The sequence below is a fragment of the Marinobacter nitratireducens genome (genome assembly GCF_000708045.1).
Taxonomy (GTDB): domain Bacteria; phylum Pseudomonadota; class Gammaproteobacteria; order Pseudomonadales; family Oleiphilaceae; genus Marinobacter; species Marinobacter nitratireducens.
On the sequence record NZ_ANIE01000010.1, the window covers coordinates 21,810 to 44,033 of the forward strand.

At 56.5% G+C, this 22,224-nt stretch carries 24 protein-coding genes; 5 read left to right on the top strand and 19 right to left on the bottom strand.

All coding sequences use genetic code 11. From position 1 onward, the window contains the following. Positions 1-7: 7 nt before the first annotated feature. The 8 genes from pilV to murJ all read right to left on the bottom strand — a co-directional run bounded on the left by pilV (position 8) and on the right by murJ (position 8,839). Positions 8-559, bottom strand: coding sequence for a type IV pilus modification protein PilV (pilV, locus tag D777_RS16725; RefSeq protein ID WP_051669171.1), 552 nt, complete (start codon positions 557-559; stop codon positions 8-10). A gap of 14 nt (positions 560-573) precedes the next feature. Then, positions 574-1,179 carry a GspH/FimT family pseudopilin gene (locus tag D777_RS16730; protein ID WP_036134632.1) on the bottom strand — a complete coding sequence of 202 codons (606 nt, stop codon included), beginning with the start codon at positions 1,177-1,179 and terminating at the stop codon, positions 574-576. Between the two features lie 152 nt (positions 1,180-1,331). Continuing rightward, a complete protein-coding gene (ispH, locus tag D777_RS16735) occupies positions 1,332-2,285 on the bottom strand; it encodes a 4-hydroxy-3-methylbut-2-enyl diphosphate reductase (RefSeq protein ID WP_036134635.1) in 954 nt (317 codons plus the stop codon). A 36-nt stretch (positions 2,286-2,321) separates the two neighbouring features. Beyond that, positions 2,322-2,774 carry an FKBP-type peptidyl-prolyl cis-trans isomerase gene (gene fkpB, locus D777_RS16740; protein WP_036134636.1) on the bottom strand — a complete coding sequence of 151 codons (453 nt, stop codon included), beginning with the start codon at positions 2,772-2,774 and terminating at the stop codon, positions 2,322-2,324. Positions 2,775-2,779: 5 nt separating this feature from the next. Further along, positions 2,780-3,295 (bottom strand): signal peptidase II, encoded by a 516-nt coding sequence (gene lspA / locus D777_RS16745; protein ID WP_036134639.1) that lies wholly within the window; start codon positions 3,293-3,295, stop codon positions 2,780-2,782. Then, positions 3,295-6,114, bottom strand: a complete 2,820-nt coding sequence (gene ileS / locus D777_RS16750) for an isoleucine--tRNA ligase (protein ID WP_036134641.1) — start codon at positions 6,112-6,114, stop codon at positions 3,295-3,297. Before ileS ends, lspA begins: the two co-directional genes overlap by 1 nt. A 63-nt stretch (positions 6,115-6,177) precedes the next feature. Next, positions 6,178-7,149 (bottom strand): bifunctional riboflavin kinase/FAD synthetase, encoded by a 972-nt coding sequence (gene ribF / locus D777_RS16755; protein ID WP_036134644.1) that lies wholly within the window; start codon positions 7,147-7,149, stop codon positions 6,178-6,180. Positions 7,150-7,258: 109 nt separating this feature from the next. Then, positions 7,259-8,839: a murein biosynthesis integral membrane protein MurJ gene (gene murJ, locus D777_RS16760; RefSeq protein WP_081849595.1), complete on the bottom strand. Its 1,581-nt coding sequence runs from the start codon at positions 8,837-8,839 to the stop codon at positions 7,259-7,261. A gap of 254 nt (positions 8,840-9,093) precedes the next feature. Between murJ and rpsT the strand changes: the two genes are divergently transcribed. After that, entirely contained in the window at positions 9,094-9,363 is a 270-nt protein-coding gene (rpsT, locus tag D777_RS16765; RefSeq protein WP_036134646.1) for a 30S ribosomal protein S20, read from the top strand. Positions 9,364-9,439: 76 nt separating this feature from the next. Here rpsT and proB read toward each other — a convergent pair whose 3' ends face one another. From proB to rplU, 4 genes are all read right to left on the bottom strand, one after another. Next, positions 9,440-10,564, bottom strand: coding sequence for a glutamate 5-kinase (gene proB, locus D777_RS16770; protein WP_036134649.1), 1,125 nt, complete (start codon positions 10,562-10,564; stop codon positions 9,440-9,442). Positions 10,565-10,584: 20 nt separating this feature from the next. Then, positions 10,585-11,772, bottom strand: a complete 1,188-nt coding sequence (cgtA, locus tag D777_RS16775; protein WP_036134652.1) for an Obg family GTPase CgtA — start codon at positions 11,770-11,772, stop codon at positions 10,585-10,587. Between the two features lie 142 nt (positions 11,773-11,914). Continuing rightward, positions 11,915-12,175 carry a 50S ribosomal protein L27 gene (rpmA, locus tag D777_RS16780; RefSeq protein WP_036134654.1) on the bottom strand — a complete coding sequence of 87 codons (261 nt, stop codon included), beginning with the start codon at positions 12,173-12,175 and terminating at the stop codon, positions 11,915-11,917. Positions 12,176-12,211: 36 nt separating this feature from the next. Continuing rightward, positions 12,212-12,523, bottom strand: a complete 312-nt coding sequence (gene rplU / locus D777_RS16785; protein WP_036134656.1) for a 50S ribosomal protein L21 — start codon at positions 12,521-12,523, stop codon at positions 12,212-12,214. 256 nt (positions 12,524-12,779) lie between these two features. Between rplU and ispB the strand changes: the two genes are divergently transcribed. Continuing rightward, a complete protein-coding gene (gene ispB / locus D777_RS16790) occupies positions 12,780-13,748 on the top strand; it encodes an octaprenyl diphosphate synthase (protein ID WP_036134658.1) in 969 nt (322 codons plus the stop codon). Here ispB and D777_RS16795 read toward each other — a convergent pair. Then, positions 13,741-14,727 (bottom strand): glutathione S-transferase family protein, encoded by a 987-nt coding sequence (locus D777_RS16795; protein ID WP_036134660.1) that lies wholly within the window; start codon positions 14,725-14,727, stop codon positions 13,741-13,743. The genes ispB and D777_RS16795 overlap by 8 nt on opposite strands. Positions 14,728-14,841: 114 nt before the next feature. Here D777_RS16795 and D777_RS16800 point away from each other — a divergent pair, with 114 nt between their 5' ends. Continuing rightward, on the top strand, positions 14,842-15,753 hold the full coding sequence (locus D777_RS16800) for a LysR substrate-binding domain-containing protein (protein ID WP_036134662.1): 912 nt from the start codon (positions 14,842-14,844) through the stop codon (positions 15,751-15,753). A 115-nt stretch (positions 15,754-15,868) separates the two neighbouring features. Next, positions 15,869-17,398 (top strand): WS/DGAT/MGAT family O-acyltransferase, encoded by a 1,530-nt coding sequence (locus D777_RS16805; protein WP_036134665.1) that lies wholly within the window; start codon positions 15,869-15,871, stop codon positions 17,396-17,398. A 45-nt stretch (positions 17,399-17,443) separates the two neighbouring features. Here D777_RS16805 and D777_RS16810 read toward each other — a convergent pair whose 3' ends face one another. After that, the gene (locus tag D777_RS16810) at positions 17,444-18,079 is read right to left on the bottom strand and encodes a DUF2057 family protein (protein ID WP_036134668.1); all 636 of its coding nucleotides are present in this window, start codon (positions 18,077-18,079) and stop codon (positions 17,444-17,446) included. Between the two features lie 247 nt (positions 18,080-18,326). Here D777_RS16810 and D777_RS17890 point away from each other — a divergent pair, with 247 nt between their 5' ends. Then, entirely contained in the window at positions 18,327-18,530 is a 204-nt protein-coding gene (locus tag D777_RS17890) for a DUF6316 family protein (RefSeq protein WP_081849596.1), read from the top strand. Positions 18,531-18,572: 42 nt separating this feature from the next. On the opposite strand, the gene D777_RS16815 is transcribed toward D777_RS17890, so the two are convergent. Genes D777_RS16815 through ribBA form a run of 5 tightly spaced genes read right to left on the bottom strand, consistent with a single transcriptional unit; the run spans position 18,573 to position 22,171 of the window. Next, entirely contained in the window at positions 18,573-19,100 is a 528-nt protein-coding gene (locus tag D777_RS16815) for a phosphatidylglycerophosphatase A family protein (RefSeq protein ID WP_036134669.1), read from the bottom strand. Beyond that, positions 19,097-20,053, bottom strand: a complete 957-nt coding sequence (gene thiL / locus D777_RS16820; RefSeq protein WP_036134672.1) for a thiamine-phosphate kinase — start codon at positions 20,051-20,053, stop codon at positions 19,097-19,099. The genes D777_RS16815 and thiL overlap by 4 nt, the downstream gene beginning before the upstream one ends. Next, positions 20,053-20,532: a transcription antitermination factor NusB gene (gene nusB / locus D777_RS16825; protein WP_036134675.1), complete on the bottom strand. Its 480-nt coding sequence runs from the start codon at positions 20,530-20,532 to the stop codon at positions 20,053-20,055. Before nusB ends, thiL begins: the two co-directional genes overlap by 1 nt. After that, positions 20,532-21,008: a 6,7-dimethyl-8-ribityllumazine synthase gene (gene ribH, locus D777_RS16830; RefSeq protein ID WP_036134678.1), complete on the bottom strand. Its 477-nt coding sequence runs from the start codon at positions 21,006-21,008 to the stop codon at positions 20,532-20,534. The genes nusB and ribH overlap by 1 nt, the downstream gene beginning before the upstream one ends. Positions 21,009-21,055: 47 nt before the next feature. After that, on the bottom strand, positions 21,056-22,171 hold the full coding sequence (gene ribBA, locus D777_RS16835) for a bifunctional 3,4-dihydroxy-2-butanone-4-phosphate synthase/GTP cyclohydrolase II (RefSeq protein WP_036134680.1): 1,116 nt from the start codon (positions 22,169-22,171) through the stop codon (positions 21,056-21,058). Positions 22,172-22,224: the final 53 nt, after the last annotated feature.

Genomic DNA, 22,224 nt, shown 5'->3' on the forward strand with positions numbered 1-22,224 from the left:
CAGCACCTCACAGCGAAAACCGAACAGAGTAGGAGTTATCACCAGCGATGGCTTCACCGGCGTCGCCGCCGCGACTGGCCTCATCCCACTGCACGGTTACCGTGTAAATTCCTGCCGTGCCATCGTAAAAAATCGTACCGACACCACCCGGCAGCATCGCCATATCGTTTCCCGTGCCCTCGACAAGAAGGGTCCACTCGACAAAATCCAGAGTTACCTGATCTGCGGGGGTGCAGCCTGCAGCCTGACTCGCACAGGCAGGGGGAGTCTTGGACTTGATCTTAGCTGTCGAAAAACCGCCATAGTTGCCGGCTTCGGCCTCACTCTTGTTCGCCCTCATCCGGTCTGCCATGTCATAGGCCAGGATGCTGGCCTGCGTGCGCAGATAAGAGCCCTGATTGTTACGCATCCCTTCGAAAAGCAGACCGGCCAGCCCCAGCAGTCCGATTGCAAGAATGAACAATGTCACCAGTATCTCGATCAGGGTAAAGCCTTGCTCACGCTGAGCTCTGGCTGATCGGGGGCCAAAAACTATTGGTCGGGCTTTAATTCCAAGCATATTTATCTCCAACCTCACGGACAGGTAACGTCGGTATCGTCATGGTCGTTGAGTACACCCGCTGTGCCACCGGTATCTCTTGCCAGGCGGGTTTGACCAGAAACATTGATCACAACAGCCCTGGCTTCAATGGCTCCTCGATCGTCGCAAATCACAAACGTACCGGCCGCGTTTCCCGTTGCGGACGGAATCGGGAAACCATTACTGGCGAACTGAACGTAACCGCCGCTGTCGCTCGTCAAATCCACGATCCGGAACGTATTCCCTCCAGACAGCGCACCACCCACCTTGAGGAGTTCGTCCCCATCTCCATTATCAACGGTGCGATCACCGTCAAAATCACTGAATATGATCCAGCCTGTCTCCCAGGCGGAAGAACCAGCACAGGACGCGCTGTCAGTCGATGAACACGCAGTTATGACTCCGCTACGGAGTTTTGAGGCTTCACTCCTCGCATACGCAATAAGGCTGGAAACCTCATTGATTTGAGAGGTCAGCCGATTATTCATCACGGTCTGCTGGAATGATGGCACTGCGTATGTCGCCACAATCGCCAGAATGATGATCGCGATTATCAACTCAATAAGAGTGAAACCCGAATGTCGCCGGAGTCCAGACATAATCCAATCCTTTTATTAACCAAGTAAAGGCTACAAAGGGAGGCGTCCAGACACCAGCGGCAAGCGACAGGCGGTCGGTGAAGATGGATGAATGGTCAGGAGTTTCAGTTTTGTGGGAAGAGTTCACAAAACGGGGTGAGTAGAGGCGCGATTTAACCCACCTCTACCGCATCAATCCGCAGTTCTTTCGGCATGGAGAACACAATATTTTCTTCCCGGCCGTCAACTTCTTCCGGGACCTCGCCCCCCAGCTCACGCAAGCGGGCAATGACATCATTCACCAGCACTTCCGGTGCCGAGGCGCCGGCGGTCACACCTATGGCCCGCTTGCCTTCCAGCCACTGCGGATCAATTTGGGCAGCCTCGTCGATCAGATAGGCAGGCGTCCCCATCCGCTCCGCCAGTTCACGCAGGCGGTTGGAGTTGGAACTGTTTGGCGAGCCCACAACCAGCATCAGGTCACAGTCACCAGCGAGTTGTTTGACCGCATCCTGACGGTTCTGGGTGGCGTAGCAAATATCATCTTTGCGGGGCCCCTGAATGTCCGGGAATTTCTGGCGCAACGCGTCAATGACCAGAGAGGTGTCATCCATGGAGAGGGTGGTCTGGGTCACGAAGGACAGTCTTGACGGATCTCGAACCTCAAGGCTGGCGACATCTTCTTCATTCTCAACCAGATAGATCTCGCCACCGTTGCTGTGGTCGTACTGCCCCATGGTGCCTTCCACTTCCGGGTGGCCATGATGCCCAATCAGAATGCACTCGCGGCCATCCCGGCTGTAGCGCATCACTTCCATATGGACTTTGGTAACCAACGGGCAAGTTGCGTCAAACACTTTCAGACCCCGGCGGGCCGCTTCGTTCTGAACGGCCTGGGACACCCCGTGGGCACTGAAGATCACCAGCTTGTCGTCAGGCACTTCGTCCAGCTCATCCACGAAGACCGCACCGCGATTACGCAGGTTGTCCACCACAAACTTGTTGTGCACCACCTCATGTCGGACATAGATCGGAGCGCCGAACACATCCAGCGCACGATTGACGATCTCAATGGCACGGTCGACCCCGGCACAAAAGCCTCGTGGGTTGGCAAGTCGGATCTGCATGGTGATATCCCGCTAATTCCAGTGAATGGGCAGAGGTCAGTGTGTCGGCTTGGCTGGCTCGACGTCGATGATTTCAACATCGAAAATCAGTGTACGCCCCGCCAGGGGATGATTGAAGTCCACCTCGACCTCATCACCTTCAACCCGGCTGACAACGCCGGGCAGCTCACTCTGGCGAGCGTCTGCAAACGAGATCATCACACCGGGCTCCAGCACCATATCAGCACTGAATTCATGGCGCTTGAAGGTCTGAACGTTACTCGGGTTGTGCTGGCCAAAAGCCTTTTCTGGCGGAACCTCATAGCTCTGGCGATCACCAGCCGACATACCCATCAAGTAGACTTCAAAGTTTTCTGGCAGGTTGTCGTCGCCAATCTCCAGAGTCGCCGGCTCCTTCTCGAAGGTGGAATCAATCACCTCTCCGCCCCGGAACTTAAGAGCAAAATGAAGTTTGACCCGCGTGCCTTTATCCACAGCAAGTTCTTTCATGAGTGTCAGTTGCTCCCTTCCGCGCCGTCGTCCGGCTTGCGGAACATGTCGAGAATCATCATGGCAGCACCGATGGTGATCGCGGTATCTGCCAGGTTAAACGCTGGGAAATGCCAGTCCTGCCAGTAGAAGTGCAGGAAATCCACCACATACCCATGCACGACGCGGTCATACACATTGCCAAGGGCACCGCCAAGAATCAGAGCGACCGCAATCGCAATCCAGGTCTCGTGGTGCTTGAGCCGCTTTAGCCAGACAACCAGCACCACACTCACGACCAGGGCCAGAGTGACAAAAAACCAGCGCTGCCAACCGGCCGCCTCAGCAAGGAAGCTGAACGCCGCACCGGTATTGTGAAGCAGGGTCAGGTTGAACATCGGCATCACCGGAACCGGGTCTCCGTAGGTCAACATGGCCGTCGCCATGGCCTTGGTACCCAGGTCAATGACCACGACAAGCACAGCGAGCCACAGCCACTTGAGTTTGCTTCCGGTTGTCGATTCACTCATTGCGGCGTCCATCAGGCGAAAGTGCGGGCTTCACCGGCACCGTCCACATTGGTCACGCAACGACCACACAGATCGTCATGCTCCGCACTTTGCCCCACATCTGCGCGATGATGCCAGCAACGCTCGCATTTGGCATGAGTCGCCGGTGTTACCTTGACTCTAAGGCCCTCATAACCTGTCGTTTCCGCATCACCCGCTTCAGACGCCGGCCTCACCGTTGCCTCGGAAGTAATCAGGACAAAGCGTAGCTCTTCACCCAGATGCTTTAGATCAGCGGCAAGATCGCCTTCGCAGTACAGGGTGACTTCAGCACTGAGCGAGCCTTTGATTTCACCACGAGCCCGAGCCTCTTCCAGGCACTTGTTTACGGCCTCCTTGACGCCGTAGATCTCTCGCCAGTAGTCCCGGCCCAGCTCCATGCCTTCAGGCAGTTCGGTCAGACCTTCGTACCAGGTTTCATAGAACACGGTGTCGCCACGCTCACCGGGCAGGTGCTGCCAGATTTCGTCCGCGGTAAAGCTGAGGATCGGTGCAATCCAGCGCACCAGTGCCTCAATCACGTGATACAACGCAGTCTGGCACGAGCGCCGGGCCAAACTATCGGCCTGTGTGGTGTACTGGCGATCCTTGATGATGTCGAGATAAAAACCACCCAGGGTAGCTTCACAGAAGTTATAGACTTTCTGATAAATTCTCAGGAACGCGTAGTTGCCAAAATCTTCATGCAACTCTTCCTGCAACTGCAGCGCGCGATCGACCATCCAGCGGTCCAGCGCAATCATATCTTCCGGAGCGACGAGGTGCTGATCTGGATCAAACCCGTTCAGGTTGCTCAGCAGGAACCTGGCGGTATTCCGGATACGACGGTAACCGTCGGCCGTCTGGCGCAGGATATCTTTGGATACCGTCATTTCTCCGCTGTAATCCGTTGCAGCGACCCACAAACGCAGGATATCGGCGCCCAGCTCGTTCATAACTTCCTGGGGCGCGATCACGTTACCCAGTGACTTGGACATCTTCCGACCCGAGCCATCCACGGTAAATCCGTGCGTCAGTACCTGCCGGTAAGGTGCCACGCCGTTCATGGCGATGGACGTCTTGAGCGAGGACTGGAACCAGCCGCGATGCTGGTCGGAGCCTTCCAGGTACAGATCAGCGGGGAATTGTCCCAGTTCCGGGCGTACCCGCAGGACAGAATCGTGGGTCACACCGGAGTCAAACCACACGTCCAGGGTATCCAGAACCTTCTCATACTGATCCGCATCGGCGCCCAGCAGTTCGTTCTGATCAAGGTCATACCAGGCATCAATGCCACCGGTTTCCACTGCGGCAGCCACCTTCTCAAACAGTGCCTGGGTGTCCGGATGCAACTCCTGAGTATCCTTGTGGATAAACAGCGTGATGGGCACGCCCCAGGTACGTTGACGAGAGATGCACCAGTCCGGGCTCTGCTCAAACATGGCTTCAATTCGGTTCTGCCCCCAGGCGGGCACCCAGCGGACGCCCTTGATCGCCTCCAAGGCATCGGCACGCAGATTGAGCTTGTCCATGCTGATGAACCACTGTGGCGTGGCACGGTAAATCAAAGGCGTTTTTGTACGCCAGCAGTGCGGGTAACTGTGCTGAAACTTCTCGGAGCGAACCAGCTTGCCTTCCCGGGTCAGGGCAGCACATACCGGCTCATCGGCTTTGTAGACGTGCACACCGGCAAACTCGCCGGCGGCTTCCGTGTAGGTACCGTCGGCCTTCACCAAGTTGATGGTGCCAATGCCGTATTCCCGGCCCACCTCAAAGTCTTCCATACCGTGATCGGGCGCGGTATGGACGGCGCCGGTACCCGCGTCCGTAGACACATGATCACCGAGAATCACCGGAACCTGCTTGTCGTAGATGGGGTGATGCAGAGCAAGCTTCTCCAACACGGACCCTGCCGCATGAGCCAGAACCGTGTAGTCCTCAATCCCCCAGCGAGCCATGATGCCCTGAACCATTTCCGACGACAGCACCATCCGCTCGGGACCCTGTCCCACGTCAAGCTGCACCAGGGCGTATTCCATATCTGCGCCCAGGGAGACCGCCTGGTTGGCCGGAATAGTCCAGGGCGTAGTTGTCCAGATCACAACAGAAACGTCACCCTCGCCCTGGTCGGTACCAAACAGGTCCAGCACCCGAGCCTGATCCACAAACGTAAAGCGCACATCTATCTGAGTGGAGGTCTTGTCCTGATACTCAACCTCGGCCTCTGCCAATGCAGACTGCCCGACCACACTCCAGTAAACCGGTTTGTAGCCCCGAACCAGGTGCCCCTTGGCCACGATCTTGCCCAGAGCACGAACGATGCCAGCTTCTACCTTCGGATCCATCGTCAGGTAAGGCTTGTCCCATTCGCCCATGACGCCAAGGCGAATAAAGTCAGCCTTCTGTCCGTCAACCTGCTTGGTCGCGTAGTCGCGGCAAGCCTGACGGAAAGTTTTGTAATCCACTTTGACGCCAGCCTTGCCGATTTCCTGCTCAACCTTGTGCTCGATTGGCAGACCATGACAGTCCCAGCCCGGCACATAGGGGGCATCGTAGCCCATGAAGCTGCGGGACTTGACGATCATGTCCTTCAGGATCTTGTTGACCGCATGACCAATGTGAATGCTGCCATTTGCATAGGGAGGTCCATCGTGCAGGATGAACTTGTCCCTACCCTCACGCTGCTCGCGCAGGTTGCCGTAGACATCGAGATCCTGCCAACGCTTGAGCATCTCAGGCTCGCGCTTGGCCAGGTTTCCGCGCATCGGGAAGGCGGTTTCCGGCAGATTCAGGGTATGCTTATAGTCGCTCATGGTCTGTGTGCGTACTCTTTTGGTCGGTATGGGTCAATAATCACTATGCCAAAACCATCGCAATCAAGCGGTGGTTTTTAATGAACCGTTATCAGTAATCCAGTCCCGGGCGTCGTCAAAATCCCGGGCAATCTGTTCTTTCAGCGCGTCGACGGAGTCAAACTTGATTTCTTCCCGCAGGCCATGCCGAAACACGACTTCTATGTGCTGACCGTAAAGTGTGCCAGCAAAGTCAAACAGGTGCACTTCCAGTGCCGGTTGCTTGCCATCGACAGTGGGTCTCAACCCGATGTTGGCAACACCGTCATACACCTCGCCATCTTCCAGCATCGCGGTGACCACATAAACGCCCTGTAAAGGCGCCATGCGCTGCAGCAGAATGTTCGCGGTCGGAGCGCCGATTTCACGCCCAAGCTGACGCCCGTACACCACCCTGCCACGGATGCGGTAGGGCCGCCCAAGAAGTGCCTCGGCCTCCTCCAGGCGATTAACCGTGAGCCGCTCGCGGACCCGAGTACTGCTGACCCGCTCTCCGGCAACCGTCACCGTGCGGGTATTCTCTACCGTAAATCCTTGCTGGCGCCCCACCTCCCGAAGCAACATGAAGTCGCCTGTCCGGTCGCAGCCAAACCGGAAATCATCGCCGACAACCAGATGACGAACACGCACCCCCTCAACAAGGACCGTATCAATAAATTCGTGGCTGGTCAGGCGCCGTAAACGGCCATTAAAGTGAAGGCAAAGCACATGATCGATGCCAAGTGCGGTTAACGCTTCAAACTTCTGTCTGAAAGACATCAGTCTTGGGGGGGCCTCGTTCCCCTGAAAAAATTCCCGGGGCTGAGGCTCGAACACCATGACAACCGAGGGCACACCCAGTGCCGCTGCTTTTTCTTTGACCTGCTCAAGAATGGTCTGGTGCCCGATATGGACGCCATCAAAGTTCCCGATGGTCGCGACACACCCCTGTGCGAAAGGAAAATCCTCCCGCTCAGACAGCGTATTCAGATTGATCAGACCACGGATAAGACGCATGGGGCGCAAACCTTCATTGCCATTTGGCTTTCAGCATTGCAATGCCCTGGAAGCCACCCGGCCACTCAGAGCGAAGACAAACGCTGGCGAGAAAACGCGCGATTATACCTTACCTCTGGCGGAAATGTCTTACCCGCACCCCAACCAGGACAAGCGCAGCAAAATATCCCCCCACGCCGGCAGCAACCATAACCGTCATATCCAGCGCCCGCCGATAGCCATCCATCGCCAGCCACTCACTTACGGGCCCATTCAACCAGAGGATAATTCCAGCCAGCACAGCATTTGCGAGCAGCAGCCGAAGCATAAACACTGGCCAGCCAGGTTGACTACTCCAGGCTCCCTCCCGCCGCAGCCCTCGCCACAGGAGAAAGCCGTTTAGCCAGGCCGACAGCGACGTTGCCAACGCCAGTCCGGCATGCGCGAGAGGAACAATCAGCGCCAGGTTGAAGACCATATTGGCCACCATCGCGATAACACCGATTTTTACCGGTGTGCGGGTGTCCTCACGGGCAAAAAATCCAGGCGCCAGAACCTTGATCAACATAAAGGCCAACAGTCCGGCCGAGTAGGCCCGCAGACTCTGAGCGGACATCAGAACATCGCGATTCGTCACTTCCCCGTAATGGAACAGCGTGGCAATTAACGGCTCAGCCAGAAGCGCCAGCGCAAGGGCCGCAGGTACACCGATCAGCAATACAGTGCGCACCGCCCAGTCCAGGGTCGCAGCAAACTGATCCGATGAAGCCGCTGCATGTTTACGGGACAAGCTGGGTAGAATGACGGTTGCGATGGCAATCCCGAAAACACCCAGCGGAAGTTCCGACAACCTGTCCGAATAGTAAAGCCAGGACACGCTTCCGGTCTGGAGAAAGGAGGCAAGCACCGTATCCAGCAAAAGGTTGATCTGACTAACCGAAACACCAAACAGTGCGGGCGCCATCAACTTCAATATTCGCTGGACACCTTCATGGTGGTAATCAATACGCGGCCGGGGCATCAACCCCAATCGCATCAGAAACGGCAATTGAAAGAACAACTGCAAGGCACCGGCAATAAAGACACCCCAGGCGAGCGCCATTACAGGCTCTGCCATGATCGGCGTTAAAAACACCGCCGCGGCAATCATGGACAGATTCAACAGCACAGGCGTAAATGCCGGCACCGCGAAACGGTCGTAGCTGTTGAGGATGGCACCGGCAAATGCTGTCAGAGAAATGAGAAGCAGATACGGAAAGGTAATCCTGAGCATCTCACTCGCCATCGAGAACTTGGCCTGATCATCCAGAAAACCCGGGGCGAACACCGCCGTCAGAACCGGCGACCCGAGTACGGCCAGCAGCGTGACCGCCAGCAAAATCATCCCTAGCGTGCCCGCCACCGCATCCACCAGATGTTTCACGTCGGATACTGACTGCCGCTCACGATAGGACGACAAAACAGGCACAAAGGCCTGCGAGAAGGCCCCTTCTGCAAACAGCCTGCGAAGAAAGTTCGGAATTTTGAAAGCAACGAAGAAAGCATCGGCACCGGCACCGGCACCGAAATAACGAGCAATGACCATATCCCGAACAAGACCGAGCACCCGGGAAAGCATGGTCATGCTGCCGACAACGCCAGACGACCGAAGCAGCCCTGGCGCTTTGGGGAGGGTTTTGTTCTCGGTGCTGGATTCAGGTTCCGGTGACATGGGGGCTCTGGGTAATTGTTGGTAAAAACCGATACCTATCAGGGACGGCAGCACATGCTGAACCCTCCCCGTAATCGGCGAGCGGCGAGTTTAACACACCGCTCGCACACGGGGGACAAACTGGCTTTTGCGCTTGACATTTCAGGCTTTCAGCGGCATAGTTCCGCGTCATTTATTTCGACGCGCTGGTTTTGGCGCGCCCGCGATGTAACGAATCATTTAGCAACGTATTTCAGATTTTCAGGAGTTTTACGGTGGCAAATTCCCCGCAAGCCAAGAAGCGCGCACGTCAGAACGAGAAAAACCGCAAGCACAACGCAAGCCTGCGTTCTATGGCGCGCACGTACATGAAGAAGATCCAGTCCAAAATCGAGTCTGGCAATTACGACGAAGCCCAGGCCGCATTCCAGGAGGCTCAGCCGATCCTGGACAGCATGGTTAACAAAGGCATCTTCGCCAAGAACAAGGTTGCTCGCCATAAGAGCCGTCTGTCCGCCAAGATCAAGGCACTTAAAAGCGCCTAATCCCAGCAGACGAGCATAAAAAAACCGGCCAATGGCCGGTTTTTTTATGCTCGGTCATTAAGATCCGGAAATTGACCTAGACAATCACCAGATTGTCCCGATGCACCATCTCTTCATCGGAAATGTAGCCCAACACTTCCGCAATGCGATCACTCGAACGCCCCGCAATAGCCCTGGCCTCATCAGCATCGTAGTTAACCAGACCGCGAGCAACCTCCCGACCAGTCTCGTCGACACAGGAAACCATCTCCCCACGGCGAAACTGCCCGACAACACCCTTCACACCGACCGGCAACAGACTGCGCCCACCCAGACACAACACCTTCACCGCCCCCTCATCCAGAGTGAGCTTCCCCCGGGTTTGCAAGTGACTGGCCAACCACTGCTTACGGGCAGCCACCCGGCCCTGCTCAGGCAACAACAGGGTACCAATCACATCGCCCTGACGAAGCCGAGTCATGACCCCCTCGATACGACCACCAACAATGACTGTAAACGCACCAGAACGAGCCGCAAGACGCGCCGCTCGCACTTTGGTCTGCATACCACCACGCCCGAGAACGCCTGCGCCACCACCGGCCATGGCATCCAGCTCATGATCTCCGGCCTTCCGCTCTGTGACCAGCCTGGCATCCTCGTTCTTACGGGGATCCTTATCGAACAGCCCCAACTGATCCGTCAGGATAATCAGACCATCCGCCTCGATCAGGTTGGCAACCAGCGCCCCAAGCGTGTCGTTGTCGCCAAACCGGATTTCGTCGGTCACAACTGTGTCGTTTTCATTAACGATGGGCACGACACCGAAATCCAGCAACGCCCGGAGCGTACTACGACCGTTCAGATAACGCTTTCGATCCGACAGATCGTCATGGGTAAGCAGAATTTGCGCCGTATGAATGCCGTGACGCTTGAACTGAGCCTCCCAGGTCTGCACCAACCCCATCTGGCCCACTGCAGCGGCGGCCTGGAGCTCATGCAACTGTTGCGGCCGGGCCGTCCAACCCAATCGACTCATGCCTTCTGCAACAGAACCGGAAGACACCAGCACCACCTCGACACCGTCTTCAATCATGGCGGCTATCTGGTCGACCCAAAGCCCCAGGGCGGCCACATCCAAGCCCTTACCATCATTGGTAAGCAAGGCACTTCCAATTTTGACCACCAAACGACGAGCCTGGCGCAACTGAACACGTTCACTCATTGCGATGAAAATCTCTCGAACTAGTACGGGGCGTATTCCACTTCAACGCCGTCATCATCGTCATCGTCGTCATCGTCATCCTGACGAGCAGCCCGACGGGCCTGGCGTTCGGCCTCAATCCTGGCGCGCGCCTCCTCATCCATCTGAAGACGACGCTTCGCCTCACGCTCGGCAAATTCGGGGTTCTGAGCCTCTTCTTCGGCACACTCCTCGATCCACCGCATCACGGCCTGCACCAGGGGCTTGGTGCCTTCGCCGCTGAGAGCGGAAATATGGAAGACAGGACCTTCCCAACCCAACTCATCAACAATTGCCTGACAATGGGCCTCACGGTCTTCTTCCGCAACCATATCGACCTTATTTAGAACCAGCCAGCGATCACGATTCGCCAGGGTTTCACTAAACTTTTCGAGCTCGCGCTCAATCGCCCGCACAGACTCGACGGGCGAAGAGCCATCGTAGGGAGCCACATCCACCAGATGCAGCAAGAGACGGGTCCGCACCAGATGCTTCAGAAACCGGATACCCAGCCCGGCACCTTCTGCCGCCCCCTCAATCAAACCGGGAATATCCGCGATCACAAAACTCTGGTGCGCCTGAACGCTCACAACACCAAGGTTGGGAACCAGAGTGGTGAACGGGTAATCCGCCACTTTCGGGCGAGCCGCGGAAACGGAACGGATAAATGTGGATTTACCGGCATTCGGCATCCCCAACAAGCCCACATCAGCGAGCACTTTGAGCTCAAGCCGAAGGTTCCGCAACTCACCTTCAGAGCCTTTGGTTGTCTGCCGGGGCGCCCGGTTGACCGAAGACTTGAAGCGGGTATTCCCCAACCCATGGAAACCACCCTGAGCGACCTTGAGCCGCTGCCCCACGCGGGTCAGATCCCCAAGAACTTCATGGGTATCCATGTCCACCACGGTCGTGCCGACAGGAACCGGCATCACCAGGTCTTCCCCCTTGGTTCCGGTACAGTTCCGCCCAGAACCCGGCTCACCATTCTGAGCCTTGTGCTTGCGCTGAAAGCGATAATCGATGAGCGTATTTAACCCCTCATCCGCTTCCAGATACACGGAACCACCATCCCCGCCGTCACCACCATCGGGACCGCCCTTGGGAACGTATTTTTCACGCCGAAAACTGAGACAGCCGTGACCGCCTTTACCGGCTTCGACAATGATGGTGGCTTCGTCTACGAACTTCATGATTTACCCTTTGCGCATAGCGCATAAACTAAAAAGCCCCGCAGCCTCTAGGAAGCTTTGCGGGGCTCCGAATAACGCGACTGACTCACTATATCAGGAGTTTCGCGCTATCCAAGGTCCTAAAGAACCGGATCGCCGCTGCTTAAGCAGCCGGAACGATGCTTACAAACTTGCGGCTCTGCGGGCCTTTGACCTCGAACTTCACCTGACCTTCCGCTTTTGCGAAAAGGGTGTGGTCCTTGCCAATGCCTACGTTGCTACCAGCGTGGAAGCGGGTTCCGCGCTGACGAACAATGATGCTACCTGCAGATACAGTCTCACCACCGTAGCGCTTTACACCAAGTCGTTTCGACTCGGAATCGCGACCGTTACGGGTACTACCTGCTGCCTTTTTATGAGCCATTACCAGCCTCCTTATCTAGGGGGTAATTCGAGAGCCTCAGCCCTTGATACCCGTGATCTTTACTTCAGTAAACCACTGACGGTGGCCCTGACGCTTCATATGATGTTTCCGACGACGGAACTTGATGATCTGCACCTTGTCGTGACGACCGTGGCTAACCACTTCCGCTGTCACTTTGGCACCTTCAACAACCGGCGCACCTACTTGAACCTTGTCGCCGTCAGCAACCAGCAGAACGCGATCAAACTCAACGTTACCACCAGTTTCAACTTCCAGCTTCTCCAGCTTCAGGGTTTCACCTTCTTTTACACGGTGCTGCTTACCACCGCTAACAATAACTGCGTACATTAACGTTCTCCGCGATTGACCCATCCCTGCTCTTATCCACCTGGTTCTAAGGGAAGCTCTCTGGCAACCCTATAGCAGGGAGCGCAGGTTGGGATGAGTTGGGCGCGTGATTCTACGAAAAACGGCCACTCAATACAAGCAGGATTACCAACCAAGTTGACAGTGTAAGCAGCAATACCTAGCATTGCCGCGACCTCCCGTTTTCTAAACAACGCAGCGCATCATCACACCATCGCATAAGGGATCCTGAAGCCGCATGACTGTCCAGCGCATCAACGAAACCGTGGCCGACGACTTCAGTCGCGTTAACGAACTGATTCTCCAGCGGCTTTCTTCGGACGTCCCACTGGTCGAAAAGATAGCCCAGTACATTATAGAGAGCGGCGGTAAACGCCTGCGCCCACTACTGGTCCTGCTTTCCAGCAAAGCGCTGGGTTATCAGAAGGACGACCACCTCAAACTGGCTGCAGTCATCGAATTCCTGCACACCGCGACACTTCTACATGATGACGTGGTGGACACCTCTGACATGCGACGCGGCCGGAGCACGGCCAACGCCCGGTGGGGGAACGCCCCGAGTGTTCTGGTCGGCGATTTCCTCTATGCCCGGGCCTTTGAAATGATGGTCGAACTGAAAAGCCTGGCAATCATGGATGTGCTGTCTCACGCCACCGCGGTCATTGCCGAGGGTGAAGTGATGCAACTGATGAACGTCAAAAACCCGGATCTGACCGAAGCCCAGTACATGAAGGTCATCCACAACAAAACGGCCATGCTGTTTGAGGCTGCCTCACATACCGGCGCCCTTCTCTCCGGCGCAGAGGGAAGAGACGAGACCGCGCTCAGGGACTACGGCAAACACCTTGGCCTCGCCTTCCAGCTGGTCGATGACGTTCTGGACTACCGGGGCGACGCAGACACGATGGGCAAAAACGTTGGAGATGATCTGGCCGAGGGTAAGACCACCCTTCCACTGATTCACGCCATGGCGAACTGCAGCAGCGAAGACTGTCAGCTGATACGGCAGGCCATTCGCAAAGGGGGACTGGACGACATGCCCCGTATTCTGTCCATCGTAGAAGACTCAGGCGCCCTGACCTACACCATGAATAGAGCCAAAGAGGAAGCAGAGAAGGCAGCCAATTGCTTGACCACCCTCGCACCGTCGCCCCATAAAGAGGCACTGGAACTGCTTACACAAGTCGCGGTTGCCCGGGTCAGCTAAGCTGCTCGCGGCCATGGGGCGCACTGAAATCAAGTTCTGGCCCAACCGGGACAATTTGGGTGGGATTGATGGTGCGCTGGCTCACGTAGTAGTGGCGCTTGATTTGTCCAATATCGACGGTATCAGCCACACCATCGACCTGGTACAAGTCTCGCAGAAAGGCTGATAACGCCGGATAGTCATCAATGCGCTGCCGGTTGCACTTGAAGTGGCTGAAATACACCGCGTCAAACCGGATCAGCGTCGTAAACAGACGCCAGTCCGCTTCTGTGGGCTGGCTGCCGACCAGGTATCGCTGAGCCGACAATCGCTCCTCCAGCCAGTCCAGGGCACAAAACAGTTCCCGGTAGGCTTCCTCATACTTGTCCTGAGCCGTGGCAAATCCGGCCTTGTACACACCGTTGTTTACCGCTCGATACACGCGATCATTAACCGCGTCAATGTCGGCACGAAGCGGTTCCGGGTAACAATCCAGACCTGAGTTGACACCGTCAATCTCATCGAACGCGGAGTTAAACATTCGGATGATATCGGCAGATTCATTGCTCACAATGGTCTGCGTCTGTCGGTCCCACAATACCGGCACGGTCACCCGACCGGAATAGTCAGACGCGGCTCTGGTGTATAGCTGATGCATAAACTGGAAATCATGCAAATGATCCCTGTGGCGGTCATCGCCCGGACGGAATTCCCAGCCGTTCTCGACCATATCCGGATGCACCACGGACACTGACACATGCGCTTCCAACCCTTTCAGAGCCCGGAATATCAGCGTCCGGTGCGCCCAGGGACAAGCCATGGAGACATACAGATGATATCGACCGGACTCGGCCCGGAAACCACCTTTCCCAGTCGGTCCCGGTGCCCCATCGGCAGTGACCCAGTTCCGGAATCTGGCAGCTTCGCGCTCAAACTTACCGCCAGTTTTATCCGTGTCGTACCACTGATCGTGCCACTTCCCATCAATTAACAGGCCCATGCAACCAACACCTCAATGAATCAGAACCGCAAGAATATTTAAGGGAAGAATAACGGCCACCCTGCTACCCTCTCAAACAAGAGATTCTGGCCAACTACCTCAGATTATTCGAACATGCATACAGCAATCACCATTGATGCCTTGAAAGTGCTTGATGCCATTGACCGCAAAGGCAGTTTTGCCGGCGCTGCCGGCGAACTCTTTCGGGTCCCCTCAGCCGTCAGTTACACCGTACAGAAACTGGAAGAAGATCTGGGTGTTGCGATTTTCGACAGAACAGGCCACAGAGCAGCTCTGACACCCGCAGGACGCTATTTGCTTGAGGAAGGGCGCGCTCTACTGGAAGCCGCCGAAAACCTGGCTCATACAACAAAACAGGTCGCCCAGGGCTGGGAAACGCGTCTGCGAATAGGCTTCAACTCACTTCTGCCAGCAAACTGCCTGTTCCCGGCCATTCGGCAGTTCTATGCCCTGGGCGTCCCGGTGGATGTCCAGGTGATCGAGGAAGTGTTCGCGGGCGCCTGGGATGCCCTGCAAAGCCGGCGGGTCGATCTGATTGTTGGTGCCGACCACTTCAGCAAGCCTTCAGGAAACTTCATCACCCACACCTTGGGCGAAATACCCTTCGCGTTTGTTGTCTCGGCGGACCACCCCCTTGCCTCGGCCACACATGCCCTGTCAGAGGCGGACATCTCAAAGTACCCTGCAGCCGTTGCGGCCGACACCTCGAGAGCTCTACCGCCCGGGCATGCCGGAATATTCCGGCGGCAAAAGACCCTCACTGTCGCCAACATTGATCAAAAAATTTCAGTCCAGGCATCCGGGCTGGGGGTTGGATGGCTCCCACTGCCACGAATACGGCAGCAACTTAAAACCGGCGCATTGGTTGTCAAAGAGGTCCATGAACCAAGACAACCGGTGGTTCTGCTTGTCGCCCGGCATGCCGAGGATCAGGGTAAAGCCCTGATGTGGTTCTGGGATTACCTGACTTCAGACCCGGAGATAGGAGATTGGCTGGCACACTGAGCGTTCCCCGACCGCTCTGGCCTCAGGGAAAACCCGGCAAGGGCACAATGGTCAACAGAATTGCAGCCTGCTTCGTTTATACTGCCCAAAACCTATCGCCGAATGGAGTTCACTGATGCGGCAGCTGTCTGAATTGGATGCATCGTTTCTGTACCTGGAGTCAGAGACCGCCCCGATGCATATCGGTGGCGTCTATCTCTTTGATGCCAGTGAACGGAAAGAGCCGCTGCCTTTCAGTACCTTCGTTGCGTACTTGCGCAGCCGACTGCACGTGGTGCCGGTTTTTCGCCAACGCCTGAAGGAAATCCCACTACGGCTGGGGCGCCCCTACTGGATCGACGATCCCAATTTCAGCATCGAACGTCACCTCGCTTACGTGAACCTTGGCAACCAGGGCCGTAAGGAAGGGTTGACTGCCCTGGCCTCCCGCATTCTCGAAGAACCACTGAAACGGGACCGTCCACTCTGGCACATCACCTTTGTCGACGGTTTTCGGCTCGACGAGAGCAACCCCGACAGCGAAGGCTTCGCTCTCATTGTGAAACTTCACCATGCGGCCATTGACGCGTTCAGCGGCGAGGAGATTATCGGCAAGCTACTTGAGTATACGCCGGAGCCACGCTCGATCAGTGCACCGAAGCCCTGGACCCCAAAACCCCAGCCATCGGAGGAGCGGGTTGTGCTGCAGGCGGGTGCCAATATACTGCGCACTCCACTCCAGTTCACCTCACTTGCGGTCAGTGCGGCGGAAGCCACGGCCCGGGGCCTGATCCACAAACAACTGAGAAAACTGCCGCTTCCGTTCCCGCTGTTTTCCGCGCCTCATAGCCCGTTCAATCGTCAGATCACCGGCAACCGCGAGATCGTATCCGCCAGTGTCGAACTCTCCAGACTCAAGTCCGTCAAGGCGTCACTGGGAGACGTTACCCTGAACGACGTGGTGCTCGGCCTCTGCGCGGAAACACTTAAACGATACATGATTCGTCAGGGCGCCGACACGGAACGCTCACTGGTGGCGATGACCCCCATTTCCGTTCGCTCCAACAGCCTTCGAAGAGCCACGGGCAACCAGATGTCAGCCATGCTGCTGGAACTCGCCACAAACGAGCCTGACCCGGCCCGCCGGATCCGGAAGATCCACTGGAATGCCGTTGCTTCCGAACCCTACCGGGAGGCCATCGCGGCAGACCGGTTAACGGAGTTGCTACCATCTACCATGCTGGCCCTTTCCGCCCGACTATACTCGGAGCTTCAGGTGGCGCAGCGTTATCAGCCGGTCTTCAACATGCCGATTACCAATGTGCCAGGACCTCAGGTACCGCTTTATCTCCAGGGAGCCAGACTCGTACAGCAATACAATACCGCACCACTGTTTGACAGTATGGGGCTGGTGATCGTGGCGGTCAGCTACCAGGGGAACCTGACCATCAATTTCACCCTTTGCCCGGATGTTGTGGCCGATGGCCAGTCGCTGGCTGATGATATTGAGGACAGCCTGACGGCCATTGAGGAAGCGGCTCACAGTCTGGAGCCCTGGGATCAGTCGGACGAAACACCGGTTCTTGCCCCGCAGTCACTCTCAGAAGAGGCACTGACTGCGCTGGAGAAAGTTCTGAAAGGCGCTTTGAGCCGGTTCCGGCTGTGAGGTGGGAGCTGGGGGCCACTCAAGGGCCCCCACTGACATTCTGCGTTATTCAAAAGCCCAGCGCAGGAAGGCCTTTTTCTCTTCGTCGGTTGCGGTAGCCCAGACAGACTTCAACCTGTCCAGGGCATTCCCGGACTGCCCCATATCCCCTGCTGAAGCTGCTGAGGAAATGGGGGTGCGTTCCCTATCCTGTTCAGGTTCCCAAAGGGTCGACTCAGCGACTTCGTCGCCCTGCCCGGTTACGATCAAAGCCGAGAAGTCCTGACTCAACGCTTCCGCCTCGCCGCGGTTTTCCGCCTTCGCAAACTGAAATTCGTACACCTGCCCAGGCTTCGCATCAAAGGTCACCACCTGAGGCTCACTCTCATAGACGTGAACTTTGGACTCTCCGTTATCCACCACACCGGACTTGGCCCAGATGGTCTTGTGGGAGAACACAACCTCGTTTCTGCCTGGCAACAACGCATAATCCAGCGCCAGGTCGTCCATCAGGTAATTGGTCATGCTGCGCCCGTTGACTTCGGCAACTTTGATTGCCGCCGGAGCCTTCAGTACTGCGGCATCGGCAGCGGAGGCCGGTGCCCCCTCCCAGGTTTCCACCCGCGACATGGTCGATGAACAGGCTGCCAGCCCAACGGCCAGTAGTGCGGCGAAAGCAAGTCTTGCTTGACGGATATTCATCTAATCTCCTTGATTTAAAATGAAAAAAACACGGTAAACTCTGGCAAAGTTTTATTGCATTCTGACGAGAGCGCCGGGCATCGGCAAGCCCCTGTGAAGCGGTCCCGATCACTTCCCATTTGAGACTCACACCGTAAAAATGTAAAAAAATGTTGAATTCGCCGACGTTTTGGTTAATTTTAAACCAGTCGGCACAACAAACGCGGCGCCCGGAAAACGAGAATCAAAAAAGGGCACAGGAGTCATCATGGATATCCAACGAAGGCACGGTGAAGAAGGCCCTGCGCCTTTTCGAAGCAGTCGATTCTTCTGCGTTGGTAGTAAGTGGTACTTTACCACACGGGAAGGTTTTGACAGCGGGCCTTTCGCGTCCAGAGAGCGAGCTGAAAACGGCCTCAAGCGTTTCCTGAACGTGGTACGAATGTTACCAGAGGAACCACAACTGCATTGAGAATGCTGCTCAACTCAACAAGCCTCCGAAGAAGGCAAAGGCTCACCCCACTAACGGCATCATCCAGCGATCAATGCCGTAAAAACATGCTAATGCCATAAATCCGGCCACCACATCATCGAACATGATCCCCAGGCCTCCCGGCAGCCTGGCATCAAGCCAATTGATGGGCCATGGCTTGACCACATCGAATAGCCGAAACAGCGCAAACGCGATCAATACTCCGTAAATGGTTGCCGGTATCAGCGCGAGCGCAATCCACATGCCCACAAATTCATCCCAGACAATGCCCCCATGGTCATGCACCTTGAGGTCATCCGCTGTTTTTCCACAGAGCCAGATACCGGCCAGAAAGGCTATCAGGACGATCAACCAGTAGACAGGCACTGGTGTCCAGGAGAAGGCATACCAGACCGGAATGGCCGCCAGACTACCCCAAGTGCCGGGCGCCCGCGCCATCGCGCCACTGCCAAAGCCAAAAGCCAGGAAATGGACCGGATGCCTGAGAAAACCTGGCGGAAGAATAGCGGCGGGATGATCCGGCTCCGGAATTTCCTGTTCGTGACTCATTTGACGCTCCTAAAATGATCAAAACCCGACAGATTGACAAGCTCCTGTTGACCAGTACCGCTGGCCCGCAGCCCCGCGCGCTCCTCAATGCGACCAATCACCGTCAGGGCGCTCCGGACAGATTCGTCCAACTCGTCCCACTTTCCCGGGGGTAGGGTCACGCAGAGTTCGTAATCGTCGCCACCATGCAGCGCGAATTCTACCGCACGCTCACCGGCCAATCTTTTCAGAGCGGATGACAGAGGTAACCGATACACATCCACTTCCGCCCCGACGTCCGATGACGCGAGGATGTGCCCGAGATCCGCGATCAAACCATCGGAAACATCAATGGCCGCCGAGGCAACCCCGATCAGCGCTTCTCCTAACTCCAGGCGAGGAACGGGATGATGATAACGATCAAGGAGTGCTGAAACGTCACTTCCCCCGATCTCCGAATCCAGATAACGGAGCGCGCCGGCAGCATCGCCAAGCGTGCCCGAGACACACACGAGGTCGCCGCCCTGGGCACCGGAGCGGGTTATCGCTTCGCCGCAGGGCACGGTGCCATGCACCTGAATACTCAGACTCAAGGCTCCGCGGGTGGTATCACCACCCGCAAGGGCAATCCCGAAGGCCTTACTTGCCGTCGCTAGCCCTTTGGCAAAGGCATCAAGCCAGGGCTCGCCGGGCTCAGGAAGAGTGAGCGCTAACGTGAAGCATACGGGGTTGGCGCCCATTGCCGCCAGATCACTTGTGGCAGCAGCCAGGGCTCGCCACGCGAGTTTTTCCGGGGCGTAGCGGGTGGGAAAATGAACGCCTTCCACCATGGTGTCGATGGAAAAAACAAGGTCCCGGCCTTGCGGAATTCGCTGCACAGCGCAGTCGTCACCAATCCCGAGAACGAGGGCTTCTGAGCCCCGGTTATGGGAAAGCGGGCGAAAATAGCGCTGTATCAGCTCGAATTCACCCATTACCGGGAAGGGCGGGTCTCAGCAAGCCTAAGCCTCTGGCTGAGCTTGTCCAGAATGCTGTTCACGAACTTGTGACCTTCGGTACCACCGAAGCGCTTTGCCATCTCGATACCCTCGTTAATCACTACCTTATAGGGTACATCAAGGCGATGCTTCAGTTCGTAGGCTCCCAGACGGACAATGGCAAGCTCGATCGGATCCACTTCGTTAAGGGGACGATCCAGAAACGGCTCGAGGATCTTGTCCAGCTCAATCTGCTCACGCTCAACGCCGCGCAGGACATCCCGGAAATACAGAAGATCGACCTTACTCATGTCATTATCGATCATGAATTCGGCTTCGATGTCGGAGATAGGGCTTTTGCTGAAATGGCGCTGGTAAAGCCCCTGCATCGCCAAAGCCCGGGCCCGACGTCGATCACCGGCCTTGGGCTGGCCTGAACGGCCCGACTGAGACGACTGTTCTTCGTTTGTGCTCATCACTCACCCAGCTTCTTGAACAGGCTAACCATTTCAAGCGCGGTAACCGCAGCTTCGGCACCCTTGTTGCCAGCCTTAGTACCTGAGCGCTCAATGGCCTGCTCAATGGAATCCACCGTCAGAACCCCAAAGGTAACCGGCACGTCGGTATCCAGACTGACCGCACCCAGACCACTCGACGCTTCACCTGCCACATACTCAAAGTGAGGCGTACCTCCACGGATTACCGCACCCAGCGCGATAATGGCGTCGTAGTTGCTGGTTTCAGCAACGCGTTTAACCGCCAGCGGCATCTCATAGGCTCCGGGAACACGAATAATCGTGATATCGTCCTCGGAGATACCATGACGGCGCAAGGTATCTACTGCGCCCTCGACCAGGCTTTCCACAACAAAACCGTTAAAACGGCCCACAACCAGCGCGTAACGACCGCTGCACTCGGTGAAATCACCTTCAATTACTTTGATGTCTGCCATGCATGGCTCCTTCACTGGCCGGGGCAACGATGCCCCGGCCGGGTTAATCATTCTGGGGTGTAGGGAACATACTCAACCACTTCCAGGTCAAAACCGGAAATGGCAGAGAATTTGACCGGCGGGCTCAGCAAACGCATTTTTCCAATGCCGATGTCCCGGAGAATCTGTGACCCGGTACCCACCGTGAAATAGACTCCTGAGCTGCCCTTTCCTGCAGATGCCTGACCATCATCGAAAAATTCGTGAATACGGTCTTCCAGGTTGTAGCTGTCTTCAGCGCTGTTAAGCAAGACAACGACGCCAGCGCCTTCCTCGGCCACCTTCTCAAGCGCATGATGCAACGGCCAGCTGCGGGAATCCTTACGGCGAGCCCCCAAAAGGTCACGCAGGGTATCGGTAATATGAACCCTCACAAACGCGGGCTCCTCCGGCCGGATATCTCCCTTGATCATCGCCAGGTGCGTTGCGCCCTGAATGTTGTCGCGATAGGTGCGGAGCTTGAACACGCCGTATTCCGTATCCAGCTCGTTCTCTTCCACGCACTCAACAGTCCGCTCATTCATCGTGCGATAGTGGATCAGGTCAGCAATGGTGCCAATCTTGAGATCGTGCTCCTCGGCAAAACGTTCAAGATCCTCTCTTCGCGCCATGGAGCCATCATCGTTCATGACCTCACAAATCACGCCAGCGGGTTCACAGCCAGCCAGTGCGGCCAGGTCACACGACGCCTCGGTGTGCCCTGCACGGCTGAGCACACCGCCCGGATCAGACATCAGCGGGAAAATATGACCAGGCTGAACGAGGTCGGACGCCTTGGCATTGCGGGCAACTGCTGCCTGAACGGTCCGCGCCCGATCCGCTGCGGAGATGCCGGTAGTCACTCCCTCCTTCGCTTCGATGGACAAGGTAAACTTGGTACCGAATCCGGAGGCATTCTGTTGCACCATCAGCGGCAAGCCGAGCTGGGCACAGCGATCACGTGTCATCGGCATGCAGATCAGGCCGCGCCCGAACCGGGCCATGAAATTGATCGCTTCCGCCGTGCAATGCTCGGCGGCCATCACGAGATCGCCTTCGTTTTCGCGATCTTCGTCGTCCATCAGGATAACCATTTTGCCCTGACGGATATCTTCAATGATGTCTTCTACGGTGTTCAGTGCCATACGGATATGAACCTTTCGGCGTGCCTGCTGGAGTCAATGAGGGCAGGCCGTGA

What these genes read in the sequence shown, in the direction of transcription:
- pilV (WP_051669171.1), bottom strand. Translation starts at nt 559, where the DNA reads ATGCTTGGAATTAAAGCCCGACCAATAGTTTTTGGCCCCCGATCAGCC.
- D777_RS16730 (WP_036134632.1), bottom strand. Translation starts at nt 1,179, where the DNA reads ATGTCTGGACTCCGGCGACATTCGGGTTTCACTCTTATTGAGTTGATA.
- ispH (WP_036134635.1), bottom strand. Translation starts at nt 2,285, where the DNA reads ATGCAGATCCGACTTGCCAACCCACGAGGCTTTTGTGCCGGGGTCGAC.
- fkpB (WP_036134636.1), bottom strand. Translation starts at nt 2,774, where the DNA reads ATGAAAGAACTTGCTGTGGATAAAGGCACGCGGGTCAAACTTCATTTT.
- lspA (WP_036134639.1), bottom strand. Translation starts at nt 3,295, where the DNA reads ATGGACGCCGCAATGAGTGAATCGACAACCGGAAGCAAACTCAAGTGG.
- ileS (WP_036134641.1), bottom strand. Translation starts at nt 6,114, where the DNA reads ATGAGCGACTATAAGCATACCCTGAATCTGCCGGAAACCGCCTTCCCG.
- ribF (WP_036134644.1), bottom strand. Translation starts at nt 7,149, where the DNA reads ATGCGTCTTATCCGTGGTCTGATCAATCTGAATACGCTGTCTGAGCGG.
- murJ (WP_081849595.1), bottom strand. Translation starts at nt 8,839, where the DNA reads ATGTCACCGGAACCTGAATCCAGCACCGAGAACAAAACCCTCCCCAAA.
- proB (WP_036134649.1), bottom strand. Translation starts at nt 10,564, where the DNA reads ATGAGTGAACGTGTTCAGTTGCGCCAGGCTCGTCGTTTGGTGGTCAAA.
- cgtA (WP_036134652.1), bottom strand. Translation starts at nt 11,772, where the DNA reads ATGAAGTTCGTAGACGAAGCCACCATCATTGTCGAAGCCGGTAAAGGC.
- rpmA (WP_036134654.1), bottom strand. Translation starts at nt 12,175, where the DNA reads ATGGCTCATAAAAAGGCAGCAGGTAGTACCCGTAACGGTCGCGATTCC.
- rplU (WP_036134656.1), bottom strand. Translation starts at nt 12,523, where the DNA reads ATGTACGCAGTTATTGTTAGCGGTGGTAAGCAGCACCGTGTAAAAGAA.
- ispB (WP_036134658.1), top strand. Translation starts at nt 12,780, where the DNA reads ATGACTGTCCAGCGCATCAACGAAACCGTGGCCGACGACTTCAGTCGC.
- D777_RS16795 (WP_036134660.1), bottom strand. Translation starts at nt 14,727, where the DNA reads ATGGGCCTGTTAATTGATGGGAAGTGGCACGATCAGTGGTACGACACG.
- D777_RS16800 (WP_036134662.1), top strand. Translation starts at nt 14,842, where the DNA reads ATGCATACAGCAATCACCATTGATGCCTTGAAAGTGCTTGATGCCATT.
- D777_RS16805 (WP_036134665.1), top strand. Translation starts at nt 15,869, where the DNA reads ATGCGGCAGCTGTCTGAATTGGATGCATCGTTTCTGTACCTGGAGTCA.
- D777_RS16810 (WP_036134668.1), bottom strand. Translation starts at nt 18,079, where the DNA reads ATGAATATCCGTCAAGCAAGACTTGCTTTCGCCGCACTACTGGCCGTT.
- D777_RS17890 (WP_081849596.1), top strand. Translation starts at nt 18,327, where the DNA reads ATGGATATCCAACGAAGGCACGGTGAAGAAGGCCCTGCGCCTTTTCGA.
- D777_RS16815 (WP_036134669.1), bottom strand. Translation starts at nt 19,100, where the DNA reads ATGAGTCACGAACAGGAAATTCCGGAGCCGGATCATCCCGCCGCTATT.
- thiL (WP_036134672.1), bottom strand. Translation starts at nt 20,053, where the DNA reads ATGGGTGAATTCGAGCTGATACAGCGCTATTTTCGCCCGCTTTCCCAT.
- nusB (WP_036134675.1), bottom strand. Translation starts at nt 20,532, where the DNA reads ATGAGCACAAACGAAGAACAGTCGTCTCAGTCGGGCCGTTCAGGCCAG.
- ribH (WP_036134678.1), bottom strand. Translation starts at nt 21,008, where the DNA reads ATGGCAGACATCAAAGTAATTGAAGGTGATTTCACCGAGTGCAGCGGT.
- ribBA (WP_036134680.1), bottom strand. Translation starts at nt 22,171, where the DNA reads ATGGCACTGAACACCGTAGAAGACATCATTGAAGATATCCGTCAGGGC.